Below are 23,153 nucleotides of genomic sequence, written 5' to 3' on the forward strand. Positions count from 1 at the left end.
TGTTGACCTGCGGGAATGTGGCTTCCCGAGTCCCTGCTGTGGGACGCGGGACGGGGCATGTCGGGCGCCGGGCACCATCAAGTCGCCTGGGGAGTTAGGTTCTTGGGCATCGCGGTGGTTGTCCGTTGAAGGACCGACACATTCACAGGGGAGGCGCCCATGTCCGGTGACGCGCTCAGCCAGGACCCGGCCGAGCTGGCCAAGAGGATCGACACCACCAAGGCGCATCCGGCCCGCGTCTACGACGTCTTCCTCGGCGGCAAGGACAACTACCCCGCCGACCGTGAGGCGGCCGCCGCCGCGCTCGCCGCCAACCCCCGCGGCTACCTCGACGTACGCCACAACCGCGACTTCATGCGCCGGGCCGTCGACCGGCTCACCGCGCGGGACGGGATCCGGCAGTTCCTCGACATCGGCACCGGGCTGCCCACCGGGGAGAACGTCCACCAGATCGCCCAGCGGATCCGGCCCGAGGCGCGGGTCGTCTACGTCGACAACGACCCGGTGGTGCTGGCGCACGCCCGCGCGTTGCTCGCGAGCGGGCCCGAGGGGCGTACGGACTACATCGACGCCGATTTCAAGAGTCCCGCGCAGATCCTCGAACAGGCCGCCAAAACCCTGGACTTCGACCAGCCGATCGCGCTGTGCCTGGTCGCGATCCTGCACTTCGTCGAGGACGACGAGGCCTATCCGATCGTGCGGGAGCTGGTGGAGGCCCTGCCCGCGGGGAGCCGGGTCGTGCTCAGCCATCTGACCGACGAGATGCATCCCGAGCCCACCCGCGCGGTCCAACGGACGTACACCGAGCGCGGATTCACCTTCGTGTTCCGGTCCAAGGCGCAGGTGGAGCGGTTCTTCACCGAGGTGCCGGGCCTGTCGCTGGACGAGCCCGGTGTGGTGCCCGCGCATCGGTGGCACCCCGGGCCCGCGCCCGAGCCGCCGGCCATCGACGCCGAGGACTTCGCGTCCCTCGACGACATCGCGAAGATCCGCTACCGGGACATCAACGACGTCACGGACGACGACATCAACGTCTACGGGGCGACCGGCACCAAGGCGTGAGCGGGTGCGGGACGTCCGTATCGCGGAAAGGTGCTTGTAGGCGGCATTCATTTGCTTAGGCTGCGCTGGACCCAGTCGTCGAAGTCCGCAGTCGCCAGTCCGCAGTCCGCAGTCCGCAGTCGCCAGTCCGCAGTCGAAGGAGCCGTGCCATGACGGTGCCCACGTTCGCTTCCGTGCCACCGCTCGCCGCCCGGGCCCGCTCGGTCGGTGGGTCGCCGGTACGGGACATCCTCGCCGTCACCGCCCGCCCCGAGGTCATCAACTTCGCGGGCGGGCTGCCGGCGCCCGAACTGTTCGACGCCGAGGGGATCGCGGAGGCGTACCGGGCGGTGCTGGAGGAGGTGCCCGAGCGGGCGCTCCAGTACTCGACCACCGAGGGCGAGCCCGTGCTGCGGGCCGCCCTGGCGGAGCGGATGTCGGTGCGGGGGCTGGGCACCGACCCCGACGACGTCCTGGTCACCACCGGGTCCCAGCAGGCGCTGTCGCTGCTCGCCACCGCGCTGATCGAGCCCGGGGACACGGTGCTCGTCGAGAGCCCCTGTTATCTGGCCGCACTTCAGGCCTTCGGGTTCGCGGGCGCCCGGGTGGTGGCCGTGCCGGGGGACGACGAGGGGCCCGATCCCGTGGCGCTGGAGGAGCTCGTCGTGCGGGAGCGGCCCAAGCTGCTCTACACCGTGCCCACCTTCCAGAACCCGACCGGGCGGACCATGTCCGCGGGGCGCCGGGCCGCCGTCGCGTCCGTGGCCGCGCGGTGCGGGCTGTGGATCGTCGAGGACGACCCGTACGGCGAACTCCGCTTCGAGGGCGAACGGGTGCCGTGGATCGCCGCCCACGAGGAGGTCCGCGACCGGGTCGTGCTGCTCGGGTCCTTCTCCAAGGTCATGGCCCCCGGGCTGCGGCTGGGCTGGCTGCGGGCACCCGGCGAGCTGCGGCGGGCCTGTGCGGTCGCCAAGCAGGCCGCCGATCTGCACACCCCGACCGTCAACCAGCTCGCCGCGGCCCGGTACCTGGCCGACCGCGACCTCGACGCCCATGTGCGGCGCGTCGCGCGGGTCTACGGGGAGCGCCGGGACGCCATGCTCGCGGGGCTGGCCGACGCCCTGCCCGAGGGGTCGGTCTGGACGCGTCCCGAGGGCGGCATGTTCCTCTGGGCGAGGCTTCCGTCGTCGTGCGACACGACCGCGCTGCTGCCGCAGGTCGTGGCGCGGGATGTGGCCTACGTCCCCGGCGCGCCCTTCTACGCCGGTGAGCCCGACCGCTCGACCCTGCGGCTGTGCTTCGTGACGCAGACGCCGGAGGAGATCGGGGAGGGGCTGCGGAGGCTGGGAGAGGCGTTCGGGGCGGTCCGGGACCAGGCTGAGGCACAGGGCGCGCAGGTGCAGGTGCAGGTGCCGGCGTAGGCCTAGGGCGAAGGTCGTAGGGGCGGTGGGGCCCTGGTCGGCGGACGGGGCGGCGGCCCTGTGCCTACGGTGTCGTCATGGCCGATGAGACTGTGCGGGACCCGGGCTTCGACCTCGGTGAGTATCTGGCGCGGATCGGGTGGGAAGGGGAGCGGCGGGCCGACCTGGCGACGCTCGCGGGGGTGCATCTGGCGCACATGCGGGGCATCCCCTTCGAGAACCTCGACGCCCTGAGCCGCAACGCCCCCTCCCTCGAACCCGGCGACCTGATGGCGAAGCTGGTGCGCAGCCGGCGCGGGGGCTATTGCTACGAGCACAACACCCTGCTCCTGCTCGCCCTGGAGGCACTCGGCTTCCGCGTGACCCGGCTGGCGGCCCGAGTCGTCATCGGCGCGGACACCGTCGAGAGCCGGCCCCGCACCCACATGGCGCTGCTCGTGGAGATCCCCGGCGACCCGCAGCCGTATCTCGCCGACGTCGGGTTCGGGGCGATCGGCGCGCTGCTGGAACCGGTGCCGTTGAGGCCGGACACCGAGTTCCGGGACGCCGGGCGCCGGCACCGGCTGGCGCGGGTGCCGCACCGGGGGCCGCTGGAGCTGTGGGTGCTGCAGGCCCACCGGGATGGGCGGGAGGGCTGGGCGGATCAGTACGCCTTCACCCTGGAGCCCTTCGAGGAGCCCGACTTCGAGGTCATCAACTGGCACATCGGGACCAACCCGCGCTCCCCCTTCACCCAGCGGATCTACGTCCAGCGCGTCACCACCGAGCGCCATCTCCTCCTCCACGGCAGCCTGCTCACGGAGACCCGCGCCGACGGCACCGCGCGCAAGCGGGAGTTGACCGGCGAGGCGGAGGTGCGGCGGCTCCTGGAGGAGGAGTTCGGCATCACGGCACCGGAGGGCACGCCGCTGCTCCCCGGCTGACTCCGGTCAGTCCCACCACGTCAGTCCCACCAGAAGGACCAGACGCGCTGGCCCAGCACCGCGTGCTCGGCGTACGCGCGCAGGGTCTCGTGATCCCCCTGGGTGATGTTGTCCGGGCAGAACGCGAAGTGCTCGGCGGCGACGGCCTCCGCCTCGTCCTTCGTCGTGGGCGGGGCGGCGACGGACACCGTCAACCGGTCGAAGCCGAGCGCGACGACGCGTATCCCGAAGCGGTCCTCCCAGGAGCGGAGAATCGCGCAGAGGCGGGCCACGTCGTTCTCGTAGTTCAGCGGTCCCGTCCAGCCGATGGCCGCCGGGATGTCCGCGCTGCGGCGCGCCGGGACCAGGGCGAGGCGGGGATCCTTGAACCACGAGCCCTCGTCGAGCAGTGCGTCCGCGGTCTCGGCGGCACGGGTGTCGGGGTCGGCGGGGAGTGACTCGGGGGCCGGGGCCGGGCCGGGCCAGGTCTCGTCGTACGGGGCGATCGCCTCGTCGAGGTCGCCGGGCTCCTCGATCGCGTACGCCCAGTACTCCGCCAGCAGTTCCTCCGGGTCGTGATCCCCGGGGTACGACATCTCCCCGGGCATCAACTCCCACTCCTCCGGCCCGCCTTGCGTACCGCCCACGTCGATCAGGACGGGCAGCAGCCCGGTCCGCGCCGCCTGGGTACCCAGCGCCGTCCAGGCCCCGGACGACGCCGTGTACTCGGCATGCCACAGCAACGGCTCGTGCCACGGACCGTCGTCCGTCTCGTCGATCAGTCTCCCGAGGGGGAGCCCGAGGCCGAGCGAACGACCACTCGGGTCTGCCGCGAGGGTGGGCAGCGGGTTGGGAAGAGTCGCCATGTCAGTGACTGTAGGGGGAGCCACTGACAATCGCGTTCGGCGTCAGAGCTTCTCGGGCGTCCTGATGCCCAGCAGCGCCATGCCCTGGTGCAGGGTGCGGGCCGTGAGGTCGCACAGGAACAGGCGGTTCTCCACGAGCTCCTGGGCCGGGCGGGGCCTGATCACCGGGCACTGGTCGTAGAACGTGGTGAACAGGGACGCCAGTTGGTACACGTACGCGGCGACCTTGTGGGGGGCGTACTCCGCTGTTGCCTCGAAGACCGTGGCGCCGAAGGCGTCCAGGTGAAGGGCCAACGCCCGCTCCGCCGGGGCCAGTTCGAGCTCCGGGTGCGGAGCAGGAGAGGCGTCCTCCGCCTTGCGCAGGATCGACCTGATACGGGCGTACGCGTACTGGAGGTACACGGACGTGTCGCCGTTCAGCGAGACCATCTGGTCCAGGTCGAACTTGTAGTCGCGGCTCGGCGAGGTCGACAGGTCCGCGTACTTCACGGCGCCGATGCCGACGTACCGGCCGTTCTCGACGATCTCCTCCTCGGTCAGGCCCACCTTCTCGGCCTTCTCGCGGACCACGGCCGTGGCCCGCTGCACCGCCTCGTCCAGCAGGTCCTCCAGCCGTACCGTCTCGCCCTCACGCGTCTTGAACGGCTTGCCGTCCGCGCCCAGGACCGTGCCGTAGCCCATGTTGTGCGCGGTGACGCCCTCGCTCAGCCAGCCCGCGCGCCGGGCCGCCTCGAAGACCATCTTGAAGTGCAGGGACTGGCGTACGTCCACCACGTAGAGGAGCGTGGTCGCCCGGAGGTCGACGACGCGGTTCCTGATCGCCGTCAGGTCGCTCGCCGCGTAGCCGAAGCCGCCGTCCGCCTTCTGCACGATCAGCGGGACCGGCTGGTCGTCCTTGCCGCGGATCTCGTCGAAGAAGACGACCAGCGCGCCCTCGGAGCGGACCGCGACGCCCATCTCCTCCAGGAGGCGGGCGGTCTCGGGCATGCCCTCGTTGTACGCCGACTCGCCGACGATCTCCTCGTCGCGGATCTCCATGTCCAGCTTCTCGAAGACCGAGTAGAAGTAGACCTTCGACTCGTCCACGAACTGCTGCCAGAGTTCGAGGGTCTCCTTGTCACCGGACTGCAGGGCGACGACCCGCTTCCGCGCCCGCTCCTTGAACTCCTCGTCGGAGTCGAAGACCACCCGGGACGCCTTGTACACCCGGTTCAGGTTCGACATGGCCTGCTCGCCGTCGACCTCGCCCGGAGGGGCCAGCTCGCCCGGGTTCTCGATCAGGTACTGGATGAGCATGCCGAACTGGGTGCCCCAGTCGCCGATGTGGTGCCGGCCGATCGTCTTCTCGCCGGTGAAGTCGAGCATGCCGCGCAGGGCGTCGCCGATCACCGCCGAGCGCAGATGACCGACGTGCATCTCCTTCGCCACGTTCGGCTGGGCGTAGTCGATCACCGTGATGCCGGGCTCGTCCTTGAGCGGTACGCCGAGACGGGCGGTGTCCGCGTAACGCGCGGCCAGGGTCTCGGTGATCGCCCGGTCGGTGATCGTGACGTTCAAAAAGCCCGGGCCCGAGACCTCGACGTCCTTGATCACGTCACCGGTCTCGATCCGGGAGACGACCTGCGTCGCCAGGTCCCTCGGGTTCGCCTTGGCCTTCTTGGCGAGGGCGAGGATGCCGTTCGCCTGGAAGTCCGCCCGGTCGCTGCGTCGGAGCAGGGGGTCCGCGGTGGCCTCCGGCAGGGAGGCGGAGATCGCGGAGGTGAGCTGCTGGTTGACGGCGTCGCTGAGGGACGTGACCGGGGCCATGGGAGTGGGTGCCGTTCTCCTCGGGGGATCAGATAGACACGGTCAGTATCCCATGGGGGGTAAAGCCGTTTTCTCCGGCGCGGGGCGGTCTGGGAGAATGAGGTGTCCATCAAGCCTTCAGTACTCCAGTACTTCAGTAAAAGAGGACGTGCCGATCGTGGCTCAGAGCACCGAGACCACCGACTGGGTCTCCCGTTTCGCGGATGAGGTCATCGAGGAGTCGGAGCGTCGGGCCCCCGGCAAACCCGTGGTCGTCGCCTCTGGGCTCTCCCCGTCCGGACCCATCCACCTGGGGAACCTCCGCGAGGTCATGACCCCCCACCTGGTCGCCGACGAGATCCGGCGCCGCGGCCACCAGGTGCGGCACCTCATCTCCTGGGACGACTACGACCGGTACCGCAAGGTGCCGGCCGGCGTCACCGGGGTCGACGAGTCGTGGGCCGAGCACATCGGCAAGCCCCTGACCTCCGTGCCCGCGCCCAAGGGGTCCGCCCACCCGAACTGGGCCGAGCACTTCAAGGCCGCCATGGTCGATTCGCTCGCCGAGCTCGGCGTCGAGTTCGACGGGATCAGCCAGACCGCGCAGTACACCTCGGGCGTCTACCGCGAGCAGATCCTGCACGCCATGGCGCACCGCGGGGACATCGACGCGATCCTCGACCAGTACCGGACCAAGAAGACCCCGGCCGCCGCGAAGAAGCAGCAGAAGCCCCTCGACGACGCCGAGGTCGAGGCCGCCGAAGGGTCCGGCGCGGCCGCCGAGGACGACGGCTCCTCCGGATCCGCCGGGTACTTCCCGTACAAGCCCTACTGCGGCAACTGCGAGAAGGACCTCACCACCGTCACCTCCTACGACGACGCCACGACCGAGCTGTCGTACACCTGCAACGCCTGCGGGTTCTCCGAGACCGTCCGGCTCAACGAGTTCAACCGCGGCAAGCTCGTCTGGAAGGTCGACTGGCCGATGCGGTGGGCCTACGAGGGCGTCGTCTTCGAGCCCAGCGGAGTCGACCACTCGTCCCCCGGCTCCTCCTTCCAGGTCGGCGGACAGATCGTCGGGATCTTCGGCGGGAAGCAGCCGATCGGACCGATGTACGCCTTCGTCGGGATCTCCGGGATGGCGAAGATGTCGTCGTCCAAGGGCGGGGTGCCCACGCCGGGCGACGCACTGAAGATCATGGAGCCGCAGCTCCTGCGCTGGCTCTACGCCCGCCGCAGGCCCAACCAGTCCTTCAAGATCGCCTTCGACCAGGAGATCCAGCGGCTCTACGACGAGTGGGACAAGCTGGACACCAAGGTCGCCGACGGCTCCGCGCTGCCGGGCGATGTCGCCGCGCACTCCCGCGCGGTGGGCACCGCCGGCGGGCCGCTCCCGACGACGCCCCGGCCCCTGCCGTACCGGACCCTCGCCTCCGTCGCCGACATCACCGCCGGACACGCGGACCAGGCGCTGCGCATCCTCAGCGACCTGGACCCCGACAACCCGCTCTCGTCGCTGGACGAGGCCCGGCCCCGCTACGACAGGGCCGAAGCCTGGATCAACACCCAGGTGCCCGCCGACCAGCGGACCATCGTGCGCAGCGAGCCCGACGCCGAACTGCTGAAGTCCCTCGACGAGGCATCCCAGCAGTCGCTCCGGCTGCTCCTCGACGGACTGGCCTCGCACTGGTCGCTCGACGGGCTGACCCACCTCGTGTACGGCGTGCCCAAGGTGCAGGCCGGATTCTCCGCGGACGCCACGCCCAAGGAACTGCCGGCCGAGATCAAGACCGCTCAGCGGACGTTCTTCGCCCTGCTCTACCAGCTGCTGGTCTCCCGGGACACCGGGCCCCGGCTGCCCACGCTGCTGCTCGCCGTGGGCCAGGAGCGGGTCCGGGCACTGCTCGGGGAGTAGGCAGTACGGAAAGGGGGCCCTTCGGTGAGAAGGGCCCCCTTTCGCGTGTCTCAGGCGATGTGGTCTTCCTGGAGCTCCGCGGTGTGACGGTTCGTGAAGCGGTTGACCATGCGCTCGGCCTCCCGCTGGGGGAGCACGACGCCGTACGTCGCCTCCACGTCACCCCGGAGCTGGCCGGGAGAGGGATAGCTGCCGTCTATCGACTTCTTGAAGACCTGGTAGAAGTCCTCCTCCGTCGGCTCCGGAGTGCCACCGCCCTCACCCAGCTCCCGGGTACGGCCGTTGCTCACCGGGATGGGAAAGCTGCCCGTCTCCTCCATCGAGGGCTCCCTGGGGGGCTCCTCGTACTGGATCTGCTGCAGCTCGTACTGCTCGGCCTCCATCTGCTCCTCGTACCACCGCTCGTACTGCTCGGCGGGGTCGTAGTTCGGGTTGTAGCCGCCGTGGTACTCGATCTGCTGCGGGGCCTCGAACCAGGGGCTCAGGTCGGGCTCCGGTTCCTGCTGGGCCTGCGGCTGCTGCGAGGTGCCGTTCAGCTCACGGCGCTGCTCACCGGCCGCCGCCGCCCGCTGCGGATCGGGAGCCGCACCGGCGTCACGAGCGCCCGCCACCACGTCGACCGCGGGAGCCGGCGGAAGCAGGACCGGCTCGATTCCCGCCGCCGCCAGTCCCGCCGGAGCCGTCTCCGCCAGCGGAACCCCGTACCTGGCCAGCCGGAGCGGCATCAGCGACTCCACCGGAGCCTTGCGACGCCAGGCCCGGCCGAAGCGGGAGTGCAGACGGGCCTGGTAGACAAGACGGTCCTGCTCGAGCCTGATGACCTGCTCGTAGGAGCGCAGCTCCCACAGCTTCATCCGGCGCCACAGCAGGAACGTGGGGATGGGGGACAGCAGCCAGCGGGTGAGGCGGACCCCCTCCATGTGCTTGTCCGCCGTGATGTCGGCGATCCGGCCGATCGCGTGCCGGGCCGCCTCCACCGACACCACGAACAGGATCGGGATCACCGCGTGCATGCCCACACCCAGCGGATCCGGCCAGGCGGCCGCACCGTTGAAGGCGATCGTGGCGGCCGTCAGCAGCCACGCCGTCTGGCGCAGCAACGGGAACGGGATACGGATCCACGTCAGGAGCAGGTCCAGCGCCAACAGGACACAGATGCCCGCGTCGATACCGATCGGGAAGACGTAACTGAAGTTCCCGAAGCCCTTTTGGATGGCGAGTTCACGAACGGCCGCGTACGACCCCGCGAAGCCGATGCCGGCGATGATCACGGCGCCGAACACGACCACGCCTATGAGAATGCGATGCATTCGAGTCAGCTGCATGGGCGCGGACACCCGTACTCCCCTCCCTGTACCTGTTGTTGCGCGCAACAGAGTGGCACATATGTGCTGCGCACGGATGGCCGGTACGTGCCGTCAGTACTTCTTCAGCCCGACTTCGCTGCCGACTTGGACGGAGATGCCGACTTCGAGGCGGACCCGGACGCGGACTTCGAGGGCGCCGCGGACGGGGACGCCGACTTCGACGGGGCCTTCGAACCCGACGCGGACCCGGACGGGGCCGGGCTCGCCGCACCCTCGCCGTTCGCCGCCGCCACCGCGGTCACCGTCTCCTTGGCGGCCCGCTCCGCGAGCTTCGCGAGGCTGTCCGCGCTCGGCGCCTTGTCACCGGCCAGACCCGCGCCGTTGTAGTCGACGGTCACCACGACGTTCTCCACGCGCGTGACCACCGTCTGCTGCTTGAAGGCGCCTTCCTTCTTCTTCAGGTCGTAACGCACCAGCGTCGCCGCGTCACCCGTCCCCGACACCGGCTGCGACTTGGCGTTCTTCGCACCGGCCACCGACTGGGCGTCCTGAATCTGCTGCTCGTAGTACTTCTGCGCCTGCGCCTCACCCGTACCGCGCGAGGTGTCCGACTCGAAACGCAGCAGGGACACATTCAGCCAGCGGAACTGAGAGCCCTTCACCCCGTTGTTGTCGAGGCTGCTCCACGAGCAACTGCCGCGCGTACCCGCCTCAGAGGTGCCCTTCTTGCCGGCCTTCGGCGCCTCGGGCACCAGCGACTTCAAGGTCTTCGCGGACAGCACCCCGCACGACTCGGGAAGCGACTTGTACGCCGCCGCCTGCACCGTGGGCGCCGCGCTCGCGGAGGCCGACACCGTCGCACCGGCGTCCGCGGCCTTGTCGCCACCGCTGCCGGAGCCGGAGTCGCCGGAGTCGGAGGAGCAGCCGGCGGCGATCAGCATCACCGGGACTGCGGCCGCGCAGACAAGGACGCGGTGAAGACGCTTCGCTCGCTGAACACCCTGGTCACGCTCTGCTCGTCGCTGCATGGTTCCTTCACTCATGACGCTTGTGGTTCCTGCCGTCGGATCGGGTCCGAGGGGCCACGGTACGCGGTGAGCATGCTGTGCGGTCCAGCTTCGAATGCCTCGTGCGCACGGGTGAGGGGCGTGTGAAGAGCACTCAGCCCGACAGCGACCCGGCCAGCTGAGAGGCCAGTTTCCGGGCGTTGTCCTGCATTTCCTTGCTGTCCGGGGTCACGCCGATCGTCGTCGGCTGCTCCTCGTACTCGATGGTCACGATCACGTTGGACGTGCGGAACGCCACAGTCACCTTGCGCTGCTGAGCCGTCGAACCCGAGTTGCTCAACACGTCGTCCAGGAACGCCTCGTCGCCCAGATCGTCCAGCACACGGGGCTGGAGATCCGACGGCGTGGTGGACGCCGAACCGCTCGGACTCGCGGAACCACTCGCAGTGGCCGTGGGAGACGCCGTGGGACTGGCGCTGCCGCTCTCCTCCACGTCGGACACGGCACTCGACGTCGCCGCCACCGGCAGATCGGCCTTCTCCTCGGCCTGCGCGAACAGCTGCTGCGCCTGGCTGTCGTCGCTGACCGCGTTGTCGTACGACACCACCCGCTCGAAGTCGACCGACAGGTACTCGGTGGCGTCCGTGGCCTCCACCTTCCAACGGCAGCCGACCTTGCGGTCGGTGTCGTAGGTGAGCGTGGCCTCGCCCTCGTACGCCTTGGCCCGCTGGTCCTCGTCGGCGATCTGCTGGATGCCGGGCAGCAGCACGTCCAGACTGCTCTGGCCGACCACGCCACAGGCCTCGGGCAGCGTGCGGTACTTGCCGGGCTGCGCCACGGCGGACGCGGTGCCGGCGTCACCGGGATTGGCGTTGTCCGTCGGGGTGTCGCCGCCGGAGCTGCCGGTGCAGCCGGCCAGCACCGCCGCGAGGAGGGCGGCGACACCGGGTACGTAGGCCTTCCGCTGCACGGTGGGGCTCCTCTCGGAATGTCTCCGACTCGTGGGGATCTCAGTGTCCCCGCAGGTTATTCGCTTGCCGCACGGGGGCGTCCCCAGCAGACAATGTGTATCGCACGCACTGCCGTGAACGCCGGTCCGTCATCCCATTCGTCGACCTTGGCGCCGGTTTTGCGATTCAGGACTTCTGTTTGCTTTCCGGGGGAATGAGGACGATATGTCGTACGTGGAGATGCCGGGCGCCAAGGTCCCGATCCGCATGTGGACCGACCCGGCGACCGTCGAGGACGTGGCCCTGCAGCAGCTGCGCAACGTCGCGACCCTGCCCTGGATCAAGGGCCTCGCGGTGATGCCGGACGTGCACTACGGCAAGGGCGCGACGGTCGGGTCCGTGATCGCGATGCAGGGCGCGGTGTGCCCGGCGGCGGTGGGGGTGGACATCGGCTGCGGCATGTCGGCGGTGAAGACGTCCCTGACGGCGAACGACTTGCCGGGGGACCTGTCCCGGCTGCGCTCGAAGATCGAGCAGGCGATTCCGGTGGGGCGGGGGATGCATGACAGTCCTGTGGAGCCGGGGCGGTTCCATGGGCTGGCTACTGGGGGGTGGGACGACTTCTGGGGGCGGTTCGAGGGGGTGGCGGATGCGGTCAAATTCCGTCACGAACGTGCCGGAAAGCAGATGGGAACGCTCGGAAGCGGGAACCACTTTGTTGAAGTGTGCACGGATACGACCGGTTCTGTTTGGTTGATGCTGCACTCCGGTTCCCGGAACATCGGCAAGGAACTCGCCGAGCACCACATCGGCGTGGCCCAGAAGCTTCCGCACAACCAGGGGCTGGTCGACCGGGACCTCGCCGTCTTCATCGCGCAGACTCCGCAGATGGCGGCGTACCGCAACGACCTGTTCTGGGCGCAGGAGTACGCCAAGTACAACCGCACGATCATGATGGCGCTCCTCAAGGACGTCGTCCGCAAGGAGTTCAAGAAGGCGAAGCCGGTCTTCGAGGCGGAGATCAGTGCGCACCACAACTACGTGGCCGAGGAGCGCTACGACGGCATGGACCTGCTCGTGACCCGCAAGGGCGCGATCCGGGCCGGTGCCGGTGAGTTCGGCATCATCCCGGGCTCCATGGGGACTGGGTCGTACATCGTGAAGGGCCTCGGCAACGAGAAGGCCTTCAACTCGGCCTCGCACGGCGCTGGTCGGCGCATGAGCCGCAACGCCGCCAAGCGGCGGTTCTCGACGCGGGACCTGGAGGAGCAGACGCGGGGCGTGGAATGCCGTAAGGACTCCGGTGTCGTGGACGAGATCCCGGGCGCCTACAAGTCGATCGACCAGGTCATCGATCAGCAGCGGGACCTGGTGGAGGTCGTGGCGAAGCTGAAGCAGGTTGTCTGTGTGAAGGGCTGAGCCGCGCTCACTTCGGGGCGTGCGTCACCGCGTAGATCATGACGAACGCCACGATGTGGATGCCGAAGAGGAAGTAGGCGAGCCACCACCACATGTGGCGTTCGTCGTGGGGGTCCTTCCGGTCCGGGGTCACAGGTCCCTGTGGACCTTTGTGTTGGAGGCCTGGGCGCGGGGGCGCAGGACCAGGAGGTCTACGTTGACGTGGCTGGGGCGGGTGACCGCCCAGGTGATGGTGTCGGCCACGTCGTCGGCGGTGAGGGGTTCGGCGACGCCCTGGTAGACCTTCTCCGCCTTCTCCTGGTCGCCGCCGAAGCGGGTCAGGGCGAACTCGTCGGTCTTGACCATGCCGGGGGCGATCTCGATGACGCGGATCGGCCTTCCCACGATCTCCAGGCGGAGGGTCTCCGCGAGGACGTGGGCGCCGTGCTTGGCGGCGACATAGCCCGCGCCGCCCTCGTAGGTGCCGTGGCCCGCCGTGGAGGAGACCACCACGACCGTGCCGTCGCCGCTCGCGTCGAGCTTGGGGAGCAGGGCCTGGGTGAGGTTCAGCGTGCCGATGACGTTCGTCTCGTACATCGAGCGCCAGTCCGCGGGATCGCCGGTGGCGACCGGGTCGGCGCCGAGGGCTCCGCCGGCGTTGTTCACGAGGACCCCGACCGTCTTGAAGGCGGAGGCGAACTCGTCGACCGCCTCGCGGTCCGTCACGTCAAGCTGGTAGGCCGTCGCCTGGTGGCCCGCCGCGTTGATCTCCTCCGCGAGCGCCTCGATACGGTCCTTGCGGCGGGCGGTCAGGACGACGCGGTAGCCGGCCGCGGCGAGTTGCCGTGCGGTGGCCGCACCGATTCCGCTGCTAGCCCCGGTGACGATCGCGATCCGGGACGCGGGGGACGGGGCGGCGGATGCCATGGCTGCTCCTCGGGCGGGCGTGGGTACGGGCTTCCGCCAGGATAGGTCGGCCCTGGTCCGAGGCTCCGGGCGGTCCGTATCGCGGGCCGGTCGGCGAGATGTCCTGAGTGCGGCCGCTCACTCGCCCCGCGGGGCGTACATGATCACCGCCATGCCCGCGAGGCAGATCAGCGCGCCCGCGATGTCCCAGCGGTCCGGGCGGTAGCCGTCGGCCGCCATGCCCCACAGGATCGAGCCGGCCACGAAGATGCCGCCGTACGCGGCGAGGATGCGGCCGAAGTGGGCGTCGGGCTGGAAGGTGGCGACGAAGCCGTAGGCGCCGAGGGCGAGGATGCCTCCCGTGGTCCACATCCAGCCGCGGTGCTCCCGTACGCCCTGCCAGACCAGCCAGGCGCCGCCGATCTCGAAGAGGGCGGCGACGACGAAGAGGGCGGCGGAGCGGGCTACGAGCATGGAGATCAGCCTCGCATGCCCGTCCGCAGGCGTCCCGGTGTCACCTGATGGAGGGCGCCTGTCGGCCGGCGTACGTGGGATACATCCCTGCGACCGCGGCGGTTCGGGCGGCTGGAGCGAGGAGTGGGTGGCATGCGGGTGCTTGCGGTGTGGGGTGCGGTGGTGGTGGCGCTGGCGGCGGGTGGGGGTACGGCGGTCGCGGTCGGCGGGCCCGAGGCGGATCTGGCGTATCACGGGGCCGCGTCCCTGTCCGGCGGGCTGGTGGACGTGCGGTTCACGCCGCGCAATCACGGGCCCGCCGCCGTGCCGGACGCGACCGTACGGCTGCGGTGGTCGGAGCCGCTCGTGGAGGCGCAGACGCTGCCGAAGGGGTGTGCGCGGTCCGAGGAACGGGTGGTGTTGTGCGCGGTGGGGGCGCCGGCGGCGGACGGGGTGGGGGAGCGGGTCGATATGCGGGTGCGGCTGCGGGGGGTGCCGTCGGAGGTGCTGCTGGAGATCGACACGGTGGGGAACGGCGGGACGGTGGACGGGAACCGGGAGAACGACCGGCAGCGGGTGCTGGTGCTGGACAGTGGGGACGAGTACTACTTCTGACGGGCCGCCGGTCGCGTCCCCGGTTGGTCCGGCGTCAGTCGGCCGCGGCGTCGTAGCGCTCTCTCGCCTCGTGGACTTCCTCGATGTGTGTCTCCGCCCAGCGCTTCACCGCGGTCAGCAGGCCGGCCAGGCTGTGGCCGAGGGCGCTGAGTTCGTAGTCCACGCGGACGGGGACGGACGGGGTGACCGTGCGGGTGAGGATGCCGTCGCGTTCCAGGGAGCGCAGGGTCTGGGTGAGCATCTTGGGGCTGACGCCGGCGATCCTGCGGCTGAGGTCGCTGTAGCGCATGGGGCCGGTGGACAGGGCCGAGACGACGAGGCTGACCCACTTGTCGCTGAGGCGGTCCAGGAGCTGGTTGGTGGGGCAGTCCTTGATGAACGCGTCGTACTCCTCGCGGGCCTGTTCGCGCCGCTGGGCCGCCGTCATGGTCGGCATGGCTCACCTCCGGGGTATGTAGGCACCTTCAGGTAACTACTTACCGATGGATAGTAACTCTTCCTAGGGTTGTTGACAGCGACGGAGATACCGGAGCGAACAGCGACCAATGGGGAGTTTCCAGTCATGCGTGCTGCTGTGGTGAGGACCTTCGGCGGGCCCGAGGCCGTCGAGGTGGTGGAGAGCGAACTGCCCGAGCCGGGGGCCCGGCAGGTGCGGATCAAGGTCGCCGGTGCCGCGCTGAACCCGGTGGATCTGGGCGTGCGGGCCGGCGTCTTCGGTGGGGCGGGCAAGCAGATCGGTCTCGGCTGGGATGTCGCGGGGACCGTGGACGCGGTGGGCGTCGCGACGGTGTGGAGCGTCGGGGACGAGGTGGTGGCACTCCAGGGGGGTGTGGCGAAGGCGCTGGGCACGCACGCCGAGTACGTCGTCGTGGACACGGACGCGGTGGCCAAGGCGCCGGTCACGGTCGACGCGGTGCACGCGGCGACGCTGCCGCTGAATGCCCTGACCGCCGTACAGGCCCTGGATCTGCTGGAGTTGACCGAGGGGCAGTCGCTGCTGGTCACCGGGGCGGCCGGTGCGGTCGGCGGGTTCGCGGTCCAACTCGCCGTGCACCGGGGGGTGTCGGTGACCGGGCTGGCTCGGGAGGGGGACGAGGAGTTCGTACGGTCGCTGGGGGCCGCGGAGTTCACGACCGCCGTCGCCGCTGCCGGGACCGTGGATGCCGTACTGGACGCGGCGGTGCTCGGTGAGGCGGTGCTGGAGCGGGTGCGGGACGGGGGTGCCTACGTCGGTGTACTGCCGGGGGCGCATCCCGGGTCGGTGCGCGGGGTGCGGACGGCGTCCGTCGCGGTGGAGGCGGACGGGGCGCGCCTGGCCGAGCTGGCGGGGCTGGTGGACAAGGGGGTGCTGACGCTGCGGGTGGCCGGGACGTACGCCTTGGACGAGGTGGTCAAGGCGCATGCCCGGCTGGCGGAGGGGGGTGTGCGGGGACGGCTCGTGCTGGTGCCGTAGGGGTGGGCCGGGTGGGTTCGCCCTCGCGGCGGAGGTGGTGGGGGTGAGTGAGGTCGATTGTCGGCTGCGGGTTGTGGGGCTGGTCGCGCAGTTCCCCGCGCCCCTAGGTGGGTGCGGTGGACGGAAGTCGTCGGGGATGCCGTGGGAATAGGTGTGGGGGCGGTGTCGTTCTCCGGGCACGCGGTTATAGTTGAACCGTAAACAACCTGGAGGGTGAGCGACCATGCAGTTCGGGATCTTCAGCGTCGGCGATGTCACGCCGGACCCGACGACCGGGCGTACGCCGACCGAGCGCGAGCGGATCAAGGCCATGGTCGCGATCGCGTTGAAGGCCGAGGAGGTCGGGCTCGACGTCTTCGCGACCGGTGAGCACCACAACCCGCCGTTCGTGCCGTCGTCGCCGACCACCATGCTCGGGTACATCGCGGCGCAGACCGAGAGGCTGATCCTCTCCACCTCCACGACGCTGATCACCACCAACGACCCGGTGAAGATCGCCGAGGACTTCGCGATGCTCCAGCACCTGGCCGACGGGCGGGTGGACCTCATGATGGGCCGCGGGAACACCGGGCCGGTCTACCCCTGGTTCGGCAAGGACATCCGGGAGGGCATCAACCTCGCCATCGAGAACTACGCCCTGCTGCGCCGGCTGTGGCGCGAGGACGTCGTGAACTGGGAGGGGAAGTTCCGGACGCCGCTCCAGGGGTTCACCTCCACGCCGCGCCCGCTCGACGGCGTCGCGCCGTTCGTCTGGCACGGGTCCATCCGGTCTCCCGAGATCGCCGAGCAGGCCGCCTACTACGGCGACGGGTTCTTCCACAACAACATCTTCTGGCCCGCCGACCACACGAAGCGGATGGTCGAGCTGTACCGGGCCCGGTACGCCCACTACGGGCACGGCACCGCCGAGCAGGCGATCGTCGGGCTCGGCGGCCAGGTGTTCATGCGGCGCAACTCCCAGGACGCCGTGAAGGAGTTCCGGCCGTACTTCGACGTCGCGCCGGTCTACGGGCACGGGCCGTCCCTCGAGGACTTCACCGACCAGACCCCGCTGACCGTCGGCTCCCCGGAGCAGGTCATCGAGAAGACGCTGAAGTTCCGCGAGTACGCCGGGGACTACCAGCGCCAGCTGTTCCTCCTCGACCACGCCGGACTGCCCCTGAAGACCGTCCTGGAGCAGCTCGACCTGCTCGGCGAGGAGGTCGTACCGGTGCTGCGCAAGGAGTTCGCGGCCGGGCGCCCGGCCGGCGTCCCGGAGGCTCCCACCCACGCGTCCCTGCTGGCCGCCGAGCAGAACAAGGAGGTCGCCGCATGAAGCTCGTCGTCGTGTCCGCGGGGCTGAGCGTCCCGTCGTCCACCCGGCTGCTGGGGGACCGGCTGGCCGCGGCGGTGGGACGGGCGACCGAGGTGGACGTCCAGGTCGTGGAGCTGCGGGAACTCGCCGTGGAGATCGCGCAGAACTTCACCAACGGTTTTCCGGGGCGCGCCTTGGCCTCTGCGCAGGACGCGGTGGCCGGGGCCGACGGACTGATCGTCGTGACCCCGGTGTTCTCGGCGTCGTACAGCGGACTGTTCAAGTCGTTCTTCGACGTGCTCGAGCCGGAGGCGCTGGAGGGCAAGCCGGTGCTGATCGCGGCGACCGGTGGCTCGGCCCGGCATTCGCTGGTGCTGGAGCACGCGCTGCGTCCGCTCTTCGCCTACCTGAAGGCCGTCGTCGTGCCGACCGGGGTGTACGCCGCCTCGGAGGACTGGGGCGCCGAGGGGTTGGACGGGCGCGTCGAGCGGGCGGCGGGGGAGCTGGCCGCGCTGATGGCGGGACTGTCGGTCGGGCGCGCGCCGCGTGCCGCCCGGGACGACGCGTTCTCGACCGTGGTGCCCTTCGAGGAGCAGCTCGCCGCGTTGCGTCCGACGGGGTGAGAGGCCAGTAAGAAGGGTCCCCGGTGAGCTGCTCATCACGTCGTACGACTCGGCGGGCACGGCACACTGAGGACGTGTCCCACAATGTGCTGCTCGCCGAAGACGACCGCGCCATCCGTCACGCCCTGGAGCGCGCCCTGACCCTGGAGGGCTACCGGGTCACCGCGGTCGCCGACGGCGTCGAGGCGCTGGCGCAGGCCCATCGGACGCCGCCGGACGTGCTCGTCCTCGACGTGATGATGCCCGGGATCGACGGCCTCCAGGTCTGCCGGGTGCTGCGCGCCGAGGGCGACCGTACGCCGATCCTCATGCTGACGGCGCTCGTGGAGACCCAGGACCGGATCGCCGGCCTGGACGCGGGCGCCGACGACTATGTGGTCAAGCCCTTCGACGTCGAGGAGGTCTTCGCCCGGCTGCGGGCCCTGCTGCGGCGGACCAGCCCCGACGGGATGGCTCCCGCGGCGGGCGCGGTGGTGAGGGCCCCGGCGCCGGAACTGCCCGAGGGGCGGATCGAGGCGGCCGGGCTGCGCATGGACATCCAGGCGCGGCGGGCCTGGCGGGGGACGCGCGAGCTGGAGCTGACCCGTACCGAGTTCGAGCTGCTGGAACTGCTCGTGCGGAACGCCGGCATCGTGCTCGACCACTCGACGATCTACGACCGCATCTGGGGCTACGACTTCGGGCCCGGCTCCAAGAACCTCGCCGTCTACGTCGGCTATCTGCGCCGCAAGCTCGACGAGCCCGGCGCCCCGCAGCTGATCCACACGGTGCGTGGCGTGGGTTACGTGCTCCGGGAGGACTGAGTGGGGCGGCTGGCTCGGCTGTGGGCCCGGCCGCGGCCCCGGCTGCTGTCCCTGCGGACCACGTTCGCGGTGTCCTTCGCCGCGGTGACGGCCGCGGTGACCGTGCTCGTCGGGGTGCTGTCCTACAGCGCCGCCGCGCGGCTGGTGCGGGTGGACCAGGAGTCGGTGTTCGACCAGGTCGTGCAGGATCTGCGGGACGAGGTGAGCCAGCACCGGATGACGCCGGAGGACTTCTCGTCCTCGGCACCGGGGCATGACCTGGTACGGCCCGCCCGTACGGATGTGCAGGTGCTGGGGCCCACCGGGGCCGTCGCCGATCCCGGGCGTCCCGGGCTGCCCGTGATCTCCGGGGACCGGCGGGTCGCGGCAGCCGGTGCGGCCGGGCGGATGGTCCTGCACAAGGAGGTCTCGGTCGGCAGCGACGTGTACCGGATCGCCACCGTCTCGCTGGGCCGCGGGCGGGGCGCCGTGCAGGTCGCGCAGGAGTTCAGCGACACCGAGGATCTGCTGCGGGCGCTTCAGCAGCGGACGTTTCTGCTCATGGCGGCGGTCGTGGTGGGCGCCGGGCTGTTCGGATGGTGGCTGGCCCGGCGGATCACCCGGCGGCTGGTGATCCTCACGTCCGCCGCGGAGGACGTGGCGCGGACCCGGCGGCTGGGCATCGAGGTGCCGGTCACCGGGTACGACGAGGTGGGGCGGCTGGGGCGGGCCTTCGACCGGATGCTGGGGCGGCTCGCGCAGTCCGAGGAGGACCAGCGGCGGCTGGTGCAGGACGCGGGGCACGAGCTGCGGACGCCGCTCACGTCGTTGCGTACGAACATCTCGCTGCTGCGGCGGATCGACGAGCTGCCGCCCGCCACCCGCGACGACCTGGTCGCCGATCTCACGCAGGAGGCACGGGAGTTGACCGATCTGGTCAACGAGCTGGTCGACCTCGCGGCGGGACAGGCGGACAGCGAGCCGCCGCAGCGGGTGGATCTCGCCGATGTCGCGGAGGAGGTGGCGGGGCTGGCCCGGCGGCGGAACGGGCGGGAGGTCCTGGTGCACGCGAGTGGGTCGACGGTGACGGACGGGCGGCCGGGGATGCTGCAGCGGGCGGTGTCCAACCTCGTCGAGAACGCGGCGAAGTTCGACCGGGACGGTACCGCTGCGATCGAGATCTCGGTGTCGGGGTTCACGGCGGCCGGGCCGGTGCGGGTGGAGGTGCTGGACCGGGGGCCGGGGATCGCCGAGGCCGATCTTGTGCGGGTGTTCGACCGGTTCTACCGGGCGGCGGACGCGCGGTCGTTGCCGGGGTCGGGGCTGGGGTTGTCGATCGTGCGGGAGGTTGCGCTGTCGCACGGAGGGGCGCCGTTCGCGTTTCCCCGGGAGGGGGGCGGGACGGTGATCGGGTTCACGGTGGGTGGGGACGCGTCCGGCGGTTGAGCGGTCTTCGTCTGCGGGTTCGGTGGGGGCGGGCGTTGTGCGCAGTTCCCCGCGCCCCTGAATGCCTGCGGCGGCCCGTTGCGGTCCGGCGGGGGCTTGTGCAGCGCGTGGTCCGTCCTGACGCAGGTGACCGCAACCCCCTGGGGGCGCGGGGAACTGCGCGACCAGCCACAACGTACCCGCACGACAACCCGACCCGGTACCCCCTTAGGCGTCCTGCCCAAGCCCGGCGCCGCGCAGTGGGGTCGTTTCCAAAGTTGCTCGGGCTGCCTTCAGAGCCGGATGGGTCTGCTGGGCGACCCGGTGGAAGGTTTCCTGGGCCGGGCGGGCCGGCCAGGCCGGGGGGAGGTGGCGGGCCGGGAGTCTCGGGTCCGTGCGGATGGTGCGGAGCCAGTCGCTGACCAGGCGCAGGCGGGTGCCGATCGGGTCGTCGTCGGTGCCGCTGACCAGGTGGGCGCTCCAGCGCTTGTCGAAGGCGACATAGCGGGCGGCGATGGACTCCAGGTCCCAGGTGTCGCGGATCATCTGCTCGATGTCGGTGACCTCGGCGGCCCGGGCGTGGAAGATCTTGACGTGGGCCGTGAGACCGAGGGCGGTGACCACCGCGGAGACGTCGACGTGGCCGGGGGCGATCCACAGGCCGCTGTAGAGGGCGCCGAAGCCGGACCAGGTGAGGCGTGAGCGCAGGTCGTGGCGCTGGCGTTTCCAGGAGTCGGGCAGGGAGAAGGCGAGCAGGGTCCAGGAGCCGTCCCAGTCGTCGTTGACGGCGCCCTGCTTCCAGATGCGGGTGCGGCCGTCGATCAGGACGCGGGTGGCCTGCGGGGTCAGGCCGAAGAACATCTTGCGGCCCTCGCGCTGCCGCTGGAGCAGGCCCCGGTTGACCATGCGGGTGAGGGTGGAGCGTACGGCCTGTTCGCCCACGCCCACCCGGCCCAGGACGTCGATGATGCTGCCCGAGTAGACGCCCAGGTTCCCCTCCTCCAGGACGTGGTTGCCGAAGAAGGTGAGCATGAGGGACTGCGGGCGCTGCTGCGGCCCCTCCGCGGTGTCCAGGATGTCGTCGTCCTCCACGGGGGCAAGGGTACGGCCGCCCGCCGACCGTTCGGCAGGCGGTCGTACGAGGTCACCGGCGGTCGGTGGGGTGGGCAAGGTCGTAGGGGCGCAGGTAGGGGGTGGGGCGGTACTGGACGTAGCGGGCGGGGGTGGTGGGGTCGGCCGCGGTGGCGCGGGCGTTGAGGGACGCCGGGTCGGTGCCCCGCCAGTGGCCGGTGGTCAGGCGGTCCTCCAGGGTGTGGAGGGCGGCCAGTTGTTCGGCGGGGCTGAAGGTGCAGTGGCCGGCGTTGTCGACGTAGGCCTGGCGCAGGAGGGGGGCGGAGCCGGCGGCCGTCACCGCGCGGCGCAGGGCGCTCTCCGTCTGGACGGGGACCAGGGGGTCGCCGATGGTGTGGATGGAGAGCTGGGGCTTGGCCAGTTTGCCGGTGAAGCTGCTGGTGCTGCTCATCCACGACACGGCGTTCTGATCCGCCTTGATGCGTGGGGCCCGGTTGAGGGCGGCGAGGTCCTTGGTCAGGGAGAGGCCCGCCTTCTTGTACAGCTCGGTGACCTCCTTGCGGACGGAGGACTTCCCGAGCAGACGGGCGTAGTCGACGCCGGTGTTCCAGGACATGTTGCCGCCTGCCCGGGCCTCGGCCTCCTGGCGCCGGTTGAAGGCGGCGATCTTGATCAGGCCCTTGACGGCGTCGTACTGGTTGGCCTGCTGGGCGTCCCAGTCGCTCGCGGCGGGGCGGGTCTGGGTGGGCGCGTTCCAGACCGGGATGTTGTGGAGGGCCGCGGCGAGGGCGATACGGGCCCGGCCCTCGGTCGTGGACTGGGCGGAGTCGACCTTGGCGGTGAGGGTGTTGGCCGCGTCGGTGGCCGCCTGCTGGGTGGGGAGGTTCACCAGGGGGACGTCGGAGCCCAGGAGTGTCTTGAGGGCGAACACCGGGTCGAGGGTGTTGTTCCAGTTGGCGACTCCGCCGTGGACCAGGCCGCACATGGAGAGCGAGCCGTCGATCGCGTCCGGGTGGCGCTCGGCTATCGCCGTGGTGACCAGGCCGCCGTACGACCGTCCCCAGGCGAGGGTGCGGGAGGCCTGCCCGAAGCGGGTGGTGAAGGCCTTCAGGGTGGCCAGTTGGTCGGGGACCGCGTCGGTGACCGCCCAGCCGGTGGACGCGTAGGAGGAGCCGATGAGGGCGTAACCCTGCTGGAGGAGAAGGGGCTTGGTGGCGGCGTCCGGAGCGTCCTGGGCGGGGTTGGCGGGGCCCGCGTTGTAGCCGTGGCTGAACAGGAGGACGGTGCCGTTCCAGTTGGTGGGGACGTCCATCATGTACGTGGCGCCGGAGGGGAGTCGGCCGTCCACGTGGGTGGGGTCCGCGTCGGCCGCCGTGGCCGCGGGTGCGGTGGTGAGGGTGAGCAGGAGGGCTGCCGTGCAGGCGATGCGGGTGCCGTGCTTCATGCGGTGATCTCCTCCGTGCTGGCGGGGGTGGGGAGCCGGCCGTTCACGTGGGTGGTGCCCGTGGCCGACGCCGTCGCGGCGGGTGCGGTGGTGAGGGTGAGCAGGAGGGCTGCCGTGCAGGCGATGCGGGTGCCGTGCTTCATGCGGTGATCTCCTCCGTGCTGGCGGGGGTGGGGAGCCGGCCGTTCACGTGGGTGGTGCCCGTGGCCGACGCCGTCGCGGCGGGTGCGGTGGTGAGGGTGAGCAGGAGGGCTGCCGTGCAGGCGATGCGGGTGCCGTGCTTCATGCGGTGATCTCCTCCGTGCTGGCGGGGGTGGGGAGCCGGCCGTTCACGTGGGTGGTGCCCGCGGTGGCCGACGCCGTCGCGGCGGGTGCGGTGGTGAGGGTGAGCAGGAGGGCTGCCGTGCAGGCGATGCGGGTGCCGTGCTTCATGCGGTGATCTCCTCCGTGCTGGCGGGGGTGGGGAGCCGGCCGTTCACGTGGGTGGTGCCCGCG

The 23,153-nt window shown here is 70.6% G+C and carries 25 protein-coding genes; 11 read left to right on the plus strand and 14 right to left on the minus strand.

What is annotated here, in order from left to right; translation table 11 throughout:
- Positions 1-159: 159 nt before the first annotated feature.
- The 3 genes from ACGFWE_RS15840 to ACGFWE_RS15850 all read left to right on the plus strand — a co-directional run bounded on the left by ACGFWE_RS15840 (position 160) and on the right by ACGFWE_RS15850 (position 3,385).
- Positions 160-1,062 carry an SAM-dependent methyltransferase gene (locus ACGFWE_RS15840; RefSeq protein ID WP_352390777.1) on the plus strand — a complete coding sequence of 301 codons (903 nt, stop codon included), beginning with the start codon at positions 160-162 and terminating at the stop codon, positions 1,060-1,062.
- A 149-nt stretch (positions 1,063-1,211) separates the two neighbouring features.
- Positions 1,212-2,462 (plus strand): PLP-dependent aminotransferase family protein, encoded by a 1,251-nt coding sequence (locus ACGFWE_RS15845; RefSeq protein ID WP_393600228.1) that lies wholly within the window; start codon positions 1,212-1,214, stop codon positions 2,460-2,462.
- A gap of 77 nt (positions 2,463-2,539) precedes the next feature.
- Complete coding sequence (locus ACGFWE_RS15850; RefSeq protein WP_393600229.1) at positions 2,540-3,385, plus strand: arylamine N-acetyltransferase; 846 nt, start codon at positions 2,540-2,542, stop codon at positions 3,383-3,385.
- Between the two features lie 20 nt (positions 3,386-3,405).
- On the opposite strand, the gene ACGFWE_RS15855 is transcribed toward ACGFWE_RS15850, so the two are convergent.
- Complete coding sequence (locus ACGFWE_RS15855) at positions 3,406-4,230, minus strand: DUF4253 domain-containing protein (RefSeq protein ID WP_393600230.1); 825 nt, start codon at positions 4,228-4,230, stop codon at positions 3,406-3,408.
- A gap of 42 nt (positions 4,231-4,272) precedes the next feature.
- Positions 4,273-6,036: an arginine--tRNA ligase gene (gene argS, locus ACGFWE_RS15860; protein ID WP_393600231.1), complete on the minus strand. Its 1,764-nt coding sequence runs from the start codon at positions 6,034-6,036 to the stop codon at positions 4,273-4,275.
- A gap of 148 nt (positions 6,037-6,184) precedes the next feature.
- On the opposite strand from argS, the gene lysS reads away from it, so the two are divergent.
- Positions 6,185-7,930 (plus strand): lysine--tRNA ligase, encoded by a 1,746-nt coding sequence (lysS, locus tag ACGFWE_RS15865; protein WP_393600232.1) that lies wholly within the window; start codon positions 6,185-6,187, stop codon positions 7,928-7,930.
- Between the two features lie 50 nt (positions 7,931-7,980).
- On the opposite strand, the gene ACGFWE_RS15870 is transcribed toward lysS, so the two are convergent.
- The 3 genes from ACGFWE_RS15870 to ACGFWE_RS15880 form a co-directional block, all read right to left on the minus strand.
- On the minus strand, positions 7,981-9,240 hold the full coding sequence (locus ACGFWE_RS15870; protein ID WP_352390771.1) for a DUF2637 domain-containing protein: 1,260 nt from the start codon (positions 9,238-9,240) through the stop codon (positions 7,981-7,983).
- A gap of 119 nt (positions 9,241-9,359) precedes the next feature.
- Positions 9,360-10,280, minus strand: coding sequence for a DUF3558 domain-containing protein (locus ACGFWE_RS15875; protein ID WP_393600233.1), 921 nt, complete (start codon positions 10,278-10,280; stop codon positions 9,360-9,362).
- 118 nt (positions 10,281-10,398) lie between these two features.
- The gene (locus ACGFWE_RS15880; protein WP_393600234.1) at positions 10,399-11,214 is read right to left on the minus strand and encodes a DUF3558 domain-containing protein; all 816 of its coding nucleotides are present in this window, start codon (positions 11,212-11,214) and stop codon (positions 10,399-10,401) included.
- A 205-nt stretch (positions 11,215-11,419) separates the two neighbouring features.
- Here ACGFWE_RS15880 and ACGFWE_RS15885 point away from each other — a divergent pair, with 205 nt between their 5' ends.
- Positions 11,420-12,613 (plus strand): RtcB family protein, encoded by a 1,194-nt coding sequence (locus ACGFWE_RS15885; RefSeq protein WP_352390768.1) that lies wholly within the window; start codon positions 11,420-11,422, stop codon positions 12,611-12,613.
- Positions 12,614-12,620: 7 nt separating this feature from the next.
- On the opposite strand, the gene ACGFWE_RS15890 is transcribed toward ACGFWE_RS15885, so the two are convergent.
- The 3 genes from ACGFWE_RS15890 to ACGFWE_RS15900 form a co-directional block, all read right to left on the minus strand.
- Positions 12,621-12,746 carry a hypothetical protein gene (locus tag ACGFWE_RS15890; protein WP_280850021.1) on the minus strand — a complete coding sequence of 42 codons (126 nt, stop codon included), beginning with the start codon at positions 12,744-12,746 and terminating at the stop codon, positions 12,621-12,623.
- Complete coding sequence (locus tag ACGFWE_RS15895) at positions 12,743-13,519, minus strand: SDR family NAD(P)-dependent oxidoreductase (protein WP_352390766.1); 777 nt, start codon at positions 13,517-13,519, stop codon at positions 12,743-12,745. The genes ACGFWE_RS15890 and ACGFWE_RS15895 overlap by 4 nt, the downstream gene beginning before the upstream one ends.
- 117 nt (positions 13,520-13,636) lie before the next feature.
- A complete protein-coding gene (locus ACGFWE_RS15900; RefSeq protein ID WP_352390765.1) occupies positions 13,637-13,972 on the minus strand; it encodes a YnfA family protein in 336 nt (111 codons plus the stop codon).
- Between the two features lie 132 nt (positions 13,973-14,104).
- On the opposite strand from ACGFWE_RS15900, the gene ACGFWE_RS15905 reads away from it, so the two are divergent.
- Positions 14,105-14,566 carry a hypothetical protein gene (locus ACGFWE_RS15905; protein WP_393600235.1) on the plus strand — a complete coding sequence of 154 codons (462 nt, stop codon included), beginning with the start codon at positions 14,105-14,107 and terminating at the stop codon, positions 14,564-14,566.
- A gap of 34 nt (positions 14,567-14,600) precedes the next feature.
- Here ACGFWE_RS15905 and ACGFWE_RS15910 read toward each other — a convergent pair whose 3' ends face one another.
- Entirely contained in the window at positions 14,601-15,002 is a 402-nt protein-coding gene (locus tag ACGFWE_RS15910; RefSeq protein ID WP_393600236.1) for a winged helix-turn-helix transcriptional regulator, read from the minus strand.
- Positions 15,003-15,128: 126 nt separating this feature from the next.
- Between ACGFWE_RS15910 and ACGFWE_RS15915 the strand changes: the two genes are divergently transcribed.
- The 5 genes from ACGFWE_RS15915 to ACGFWE_RS15935 all read left to right on the plus strand — a co-directional run bounded on the left by ACGFWE_RS15915 (position 15,129) and on the right by ACGFWE_RS15935 (position 20,164).
- On the plus strand, positions 15,129-16,019 hold the full coding sequence (locus tag ACGFWE_RS15915; protein ID WP_393600237.1) for an NADP-dependent oxidoreductase: 891 nt from the start codon (positions 15,129-15,131) through the stop codon (positions 16,017-16,019).
- Positions 16,020-16,242: 223 nt separating this feature from the next.
- Positions 16,243-17,334, plus strand: coding sequence for an LLM class flavin-dependent oxidoreductase (locus ACGFWE_RS15920; RefSeq protein WP_352390761.1), 1,092 nt, complete (start codon positions 16,243-16,245; stop codon positions 17,332-17,334).
- A complete protein-coding gene (locus ACGFWE_RS15925; protein WP_393600238.1) occupies positions 17,331-17,936 on the plus strand; it encodes an FMN reductase in 606 nt (201 codons plus the stop codon). Before ACGFWE_RS15920 ends, ACGFWE_RS15925 begins: the two co-directional genes overlap by 4 nt.
- 86 nt (positions 17,937-18,022) lie before the next feature.
- Complete coding sequence (locus ACGFWE_RS15930) at positions 18,023-18,739, plus strand: response regulator transcription factor (protein WP_352390805.1); 717 nt, start codon at positions 18,023-18,025, stop codon at positions 18,737-18,739.
- Positions 18,740-20,164: an ATP-binding protein gene (locus ACGFWE_RS15935; RefSeq protein ID WP_393600239.1), complete on the plus strand. Its 1,425-nt coding sequence runs from the start codon at positions 18,740-18,742 to the stop codon at positions 20,162-20,164.
- A 207-nt stretch (positions 20,165-20,371) separates the two neighbouring features.
- On the opposite strand, the gene ACGFWE_RS15940 is transcribed toward ACGFWE_RS15935, so the two are convergent.
- Genes ACGFWE_RS15940 through ACGFWE_RS15960 form a run of 5 tightly spaced genes read right to left on the minus strand, consistent with a single transcriptional unit; the run spans position 20,372 to position 23,090 of the window.
- Positions 20,372-21,235 carry a PaaX family transcriptional regulator C-terminal domain-containing protein gene (locus ACGFWE_RS15940; protein ID WP_393600240.1) on the minus strand — a complete coding sequence of 288 codons (864 nt, stop codon included), beginning with the start codon at positions 21,233-21,235 and terminating at the stop codon, positions 20,372-20,374.
- Positions 21,236-21,287: 52 nt separating this feature from the next.
- Positions 21,288-22,658: an alpha/beta hydrolase family protein gene (locus ACGFWE_RS15945; RefSeq protein ID WP_393600241.1), complete on the minus strand. Its 1,371-nt coding sequence runs from the start codon at positions 22,656-22,658 to the stop codon at positions 21,288-21,290.
- Positions 22,655-22,801, minus strand: coding sequence for a hypothetical protein (locus ACGFWE_RS15950; protein ID WP_393600242.1), 147 nt, complete (start codon positions 22,799-22,801; stop codon positions 22,655-22,657). The genes ACGFWE_RS15945 and ACGFWE_RS15950 overlap by 4 nt, the downstream gene beginning before the upstream one ends.
- Positions 22,798-22,944, minus strand: coding sequence for a hypothetical protein (locus ACGFWE_RS15955; protein ID WP_393600242.1), 147 nt, complete (start codon positions 22,942-22,944; stop codon positions 22,798-22,800). Before ACGFWE_RS15955 ends, ACGFWE_RS15950 begins: the two co-directional genes overlap by 4 nt.
- Positions 22,941-23,090 carry a hypothetical protein gene (locus ACGFWE_RS15960; protein ID WP_352390756.1) on the minus strand — a complete coding sequence of 50 codons (150 nt, stop codon included), beginning with the start codon at positions 23,088-23,090 and terminating at the stop codon, positions 22,941-22,943. Before ACGFWE_RS15960 ends, ACGFWE_RS15955 begins: the two co-directional genes overlap by 4 nt.
- Between the last annotated feature and the right edge of the window lie 63 nt (positions 23,091-23,153).

This window comes from Streptomyces sp. NPDC048523 (genome assembly GCF_043199815.1).
Classification (GTDB): Bacteria; Actinomycetota; Actinomycetes; order Streptomycetales; family Streptomycetaceae; genus Streptomyces.

Bases quoted from the DNA above. Each gene is read 5' to 3' on its own strand.
- ACGFWE_RS15900 (WP_352390765.1), bottom strand. From the start codon at position 13,972: ATGCTCGTAGCCCGCTCCGCCGCCCTCTTCGTCGTCGCCGCCCTCTTC.
- ACGFWE_RS15875 (WP_393600233.1), bottom strand. From the start codon at position 10,280: ATGAGTGAAGGAACCATGCAGCGACGAGCAGAGCGTGACCAGGGTGTT.
- ACGFWE_RS15885 (WP_352390768.1), top strand. From the start codon at position 11,420: ATGTCGTACGTGGAGATGCCGGGCGCCAAGGTCCCGATCCGCATGTGG.
- ACGFWE_RS15945 (WP_393600241.1), bottom strand. From the start codon at position 22,658: ATGAAGCACGGCACCCGCATCGCCTGCACGGCAGCCCTCCTGCTCACC.
- ACGFWE_RS15910 (WP_393600236.1), bottom strand. From the start codon at position 15,002: ATGCCGACCATGACGGCGGCCCAGCGGCGCGAACAGGCCCGCGAGGAG.
- ACGFWE_RS15955 (WP_393600242.1), bottom strand. From the start codon at position 22,944: ATGAAGCACGGCACCCGCATCGCCTGCACGGCAGCCCTCCTGCTCACC.
- ACGFWE_RS15920 (WP_352390761.1), top strand. From the start codon at position 16,243: ATGCAGTTCGGGATCTTCAGCGTCGGCGATGTCACGCCGGACCCGACG.
- ACGFWE_RS15840 (WP_352390777.1), top strand. From the start codon at position 160: ATGTCCGGTGACGCGCTCAGCCAGGACCCGGCCGAGCTGGCCAAGAGG.
- ACGFWE_RS15850 (WP_393600229.1), top strand. From the start codon at position 2,540: ATGGCCGATGAGACTGTGCGGGACCCGGGCTTCGACCTCGGTGAGTAT.
- ACGFWE_RS15895 (WP_352390766.1), bottom strand. From the start codon at position 13,519: ATGGCATCCGCCGCCCCGTCCCCCGCGTCCCGGATCGCGATCGTCACC.
- ACGFWE_RS15960 (WP_352390756.1), bottom strand. From the start codon at position 23,090: ATGAAGCACGGCACCCGCATCGCCTGCACGGCAGCCCTCCTGCTCACC.
- ACGFWE_RS15915 (WP_393600237.1), top strand. From the start codon at position 15,129: ATGCGTGCTGCTGTGGTGAGGACCTTCGGCGGGCCCGAGGCCGTCGAG.
- argS (WP_393600231.1), bottom strand. From the start codon at position 6,036: ATGGCCCCGGTCACGTCCCTCAGCGACGCCGTCAACCAGCAGCTCACC.
- ACGFWE_RS15950 (WP_393600242.1), bottom strand. From the start codon at position 22,801: ATGAAGCACGGCACCCGCATCGCCTGCACGGCAGCCCTCCTGCTCACC.
- ACGFWE_RS15855 (WP_393600230.1), bottom strand. From the start codon at position 4,230: ATGGCGACTCTTCCCAACCCGCTGCCCACCCTCGCGGCAGACCCGAGT.
- ACGFWE_RS15870 (WP_352390771.1), bottom strand. From the start codon at position 9,240: ATGCATCGCATTCTCATAGGCGTGGTCGTGTTCGGCGCCGTGATCATC.
- ACGFWE_RS15905 (WP_393600235.1), top strand. From the start codon at position 14,105: ATGCGGGTGCTTGCGGTGTGGGGTGCGGTGGTGGTGGCGCTGGCGGCG.
- ACGFWE_RS15845 (WP_393600228.1), top strand. From the start codon at position 1,212: ATGACGGTGCCCACGTTCGCTTCCGTGCCACCGCTCGCCGCCCGGGCC.
- ACGFWE_RS15925 (WP_393600238.1), top strand. From the start codon at position 17,331: ATGAAGCTCGTCGTCGTGTCCGCGGGGCTGAGCGTCCCGTCGTCCACC.